The 3,421-nt window shown below is 64.3% G+C and carries 4 protein-coding genes; 2 read left to right on the top strand and 2 right to left on the bottom strand.

The window, feature by feature from the left end:
* The coding region (locus EN893_RS24820) for a response regulator (RefSeq protein ID WP_164901077.1) at positions 1–945 on the top strand (945 nt) is incomplete at its 5' end.
* A gap of 181 nt (positions 946–1,126) precedes the next feature.
* A complete protein-coding gene (locus tag EN893_RS24825) occupies positions 1,127–2,002 on the top strand; it encodes a GNAT family N-acetyltransferase (RefSeq protein ID WP_023812526.1) in 876 nt (291 codons plus the stop codon).
* Positions 2,003–2,087: 85 nt separating this feature from the next.
* Here the strand turns inward: EN893_RS24825 and EN893_RS24830 are convergent, their stop codons facing one another.
* Complete coding sequence (locus EN893_RS24830; RefSeq protein ID WP_127269659.1) at positions 2,088–2,720, bottom strand: trimeric intracellular cation channel family protein; 633 nt, start codon at positions 2,718–2,720, stop codon at positions 2,088–2,090.
* 119 nt (positions 2,721–2,839) lie between these two features.
* Positions 2,840–3,421 (bottom strand): nucleotide exchange factor GrpE (gene grpE, locus EN893_RS24835; RefSeq protein WP_128361839.1); only part of this gene is annotated, 582 nt, incomplete at its 5' end.

Raw genomic sequence — 3,421 nt, forward strand, 5'->3', positions numbered from 1 at the left:
TCCAGACGCCTGGTGGCCGCCATGGGCGGCACGATCTCGGTATCCAGCCGGCTCGGCCAGGGATCCGAATTCGTCTTCGAAATCCCTGCGATAGCGGCCACCGAAGCGCCGCAGGGCCACCAGAATGCTCTCTCGGGCAGACGCGCGGTGATCCTGTCGAAGAACGCCGTCGAGGCCGACGCCATCGCCCGCACCATCCGCGCCAATGGCGGCGCGGTCGACATCGCCACCACTGCAGCACAGGCCGCGCCTTTCGCCGCCGGCTGCGATGCGATCCTGGTCGATGCAGCGATGGAAGAAGGCGACGGAAGGCTGCTCAAGCGCCTGCGCCAGAGCGGTTTCTCCGACTGTGAGGCGATCACGCTGATCGCGCCGACCGATCGCGGCATGCTTGGCGAGTTCCGTGCCAGCGGCTACGCAACCTTCCTGGCCAGGCCAGTGCGCGGCGGAACACTTTTGCGTGTGCTGTTGAGCAGCCATGCTCCGAGCCTCGGCCCGCCGCAGCCCGAAAAGCGCGGCGCGCCGTCGCTGCGCGCCGTCGGCAACCGCCAGCGCGGCCTGTCGGTGCTGATCGCCGAGGACAATGACATCAACGCCATGCTGGCCCGCGCCACGCTGCTGAAGGCCGGGCATCGCGTCAGGGTGGTTGGCAACGGCAAGGCCGCCGTCGAGGCTGTCACCGGCGCCGCGCACAAGGACCGCTTCGACGTGGTCTTGATGGATCTGCACATGCCGGTCATGGACGGGCTGGACGCGATCGCCGCCATCCGCCGCCATGAGGAAGAAAGTGCCGTGCGGCCGGTACCGATCATGGTGCTGTCGGCCGACAGCCAGGAAAAGACCCGCCATGCGGTGTTGGCCCATGGCGCCAGCGGCTTTGTCACCAAGCCGCTCGACCCCGAGGCGCTGGTCAATGCCGTCGAGGGCCAGGTCGTCGCAGCCTGAGCTTTCCACCGCCCATCCGCACCGCGCGATCACTTAAACGTAGCCGGTTGATCGTATTCGCCAGCCGACGAAGTATTGCCCACGGCGTCGTATCACGGTACTGTCACAATCCTGTTGCACCTACACCGTATCCCCGTGCCAAGAGGGATGGCTCGAAGGAGAATCACTCGTGCATACAGTTATGCCGGAATGTGACACTCGGCCGAACGCCAGCAGCGCCTTGCTTGCCGGACGTAACGTCGATTCCGTCATAAAGGGCGCGGCGCTGGGCCGTATAGGCAATCTTGAAGTGCGGCTCGCTCGCAACGAGGCCGAGATCGCGGCCGCGCAGGAAGTGCGCTACCGGGTGTTCTACGACGAACTTGGCGCCAGGAAGGACCTGTTCCAGGCCCATGACCGCCGTGACGCCGACCGGTTCGATCCGCTCTGCGATCATCTGCTTGTTTTGGACACCACGCTTTCCGGTCCCGAACATCGCCGCATCGTCGGCACATATCGGCTGCTGCGGCAAGAAATCGCGGCCACGGCCGGCGGTTTCTATTCCGAAGGTGAATTCGAGCTGACCAAGCTCATCGCCCGTCACCCCGGCCAGCGTTTCCTTGAACTCGGCCGCTCCTGCGTTTTGCCGGAATACCGCTCGAAGCGCACCATCGAGGCGTTGTGGCAAGGCATCTGGGCTTACATCAACCATTACGAAATCGGTGTGATGACTGGTTGCGCTTCCTTCCACGGCACCGTGCCGGCGGCGCATGCCGAGGCGCTCACCTACCTCGCCCACCACTGCCGCACCAATTCGGCCTGGGACGTGCGCGCGGTGTCCGGGCGCTACTGCTCGATGGACCTGATGCCGATCGAGGCCGTCAATGCCAAGGCGGCGATCGCCGCGATGCCGCCTTTGGTCAAGGGCTATCTGCGCGTCGGTGCCCGCATCGGCGACGGCTGCGTCATCGATCGCGAATTCTCGACGGTCGATGTGTTCGTCGTGATGCCGGTCAAGGAAATCGGCGCCCGCTACGTCAACTACTATGGCGGCGAAGCCCAGCGCTTCGCAGCATAGCGAATAGCGAATAGAAAGTAGCGAGAGCTATCTCGTTCAGCTCCTATTCGCTATTCGCTATTCGCTACTCGCTATTCGCTTCCTTTCACAAAATATCTTCCGGCCGCCGGCCGGGTCGGCTCTTGTAGGACGGAAACGACCAGCCGAATTTGAGCGCACCGCCACGCACGAGGAACGCCGCCGCAAAGCCGGCAAGGTTCGAGGTGAGCGGCGGCAGTCCGGCAAGATCGCCAAGCGTGTAAAGCCCGGCACCCGCAAGGGCGGCCGTGACGTAGATTTCGGGCCTGAGCAGCACCGATGGCTCGCCGGCAAGGAGATCGCGCAAAATGCCGCCGAAAGTGGCGGTGAGCACGCCGGTGATGACGGAGACGACCGGCGAGCCGGTAATCGCAAGCCCCTTGGCCGCGCCCATCACCGAAAAGGCGGCGAGCCCGATGGCGTCGAGCCAGAGCAGCCATTTCCAGCGCGATTCGACACGATGCGCGCTGAAGAAGACCAGCACCGCAACCGCGGCGCAGACCAGCACATAGCCGGAGTTGGCGACCCAGAAAACCGGCAGGTTGAGGATGACGTCACGCAGCGTGCCGCCGCCTATCCCGGTGACGCTGGCCAGGAACAGGAAGCCGATGATGTCGAGCTGCTTACGCGAAGCCGCAAGCGCGCCGGTCGCCGCGAAGACGGCGACACCGGCATAGTCGAGAAGCGCGATGGCATTCATGCAGACCAGGGGAGTAAGGGAAGAGGAGAATAGGAGAATAGGAGAGTATGTTTATCACAAAGCCGCACCGTTGGTACGCTCCCTTACTCCCTTACTCCCTTACTCCCTTACTGCCCTAACTACGCATCCTTCTCAGCCTGCTCGTTCACCGGCCCCGGCTCAACCGGTGCTTCAGCGGCGGCGAACTTCGGACCACCCTTGGCGACGCCGACCATGGCCGGGCGCAGCACGCGGTCGCCGATCGAATACCCCGGCTGCACGACCTGGACCACGGTGTTGGCCGGGACATCCGGATTGGGCACTTCGAACATCGCCTGGTGGAAATTGGGATCGAACTTCTCGCCTTCCGGCGCGAGCTTCTTGACCCCATGCCGTTCCAGCGCCGACAGCATGGCGCGCTCGGTGAGGTCGACGCCTTCGATCAGCGCCTTGAAGCCGGCGTCACCCGATGCCTTGGCCTCGGCGGGAATCGCATCCAGCGCGCGGCGCAGATTGTCCGACACCGACAACATGTCGCGGGCGAAATTCGCGACCGCGTAGGTTCGCGCATCGTGCACATCGCGCGCCGTGCGGCGACGCAGGTTTTCCATCTCCGCCGCCACGCGCAGCGCGCGGTCCTTCAGCTCTTCATTTTCCTTCAGCAGCCGCACAAGGGCTTCATAGTCGCCGTCGGTGCTGCCTTCCGTGCGCTCGGCTGTGGG

It is taken from the genome of Mesorhizobium sp. M7A.F.Ca.CA.004.04.2.1 (assembly GCF_004022825.1).
Lineage (GTDB): Bacteria > Pseudomonadota > Alphaproteobacteria > Rhizobiales > Rhizobiaceae > Mesorhizobium.

Coding starts and splice junctions, on each gene's coding strand:
- EN893_RS24825 (WP_023812526.1), top strand. CDS start 1,127: ATGCCGGAATGTGACACTCGGCCGAACGCCAGCAGCGCCTTGCTTGCC.
- EN893_RS24830 (WP_127269659.1), bottom strand. CDS start 2,720: ATGAATGCCATCGCGCTTCTCGACTATGCCGGTGTCGCCGTCTTCGCG.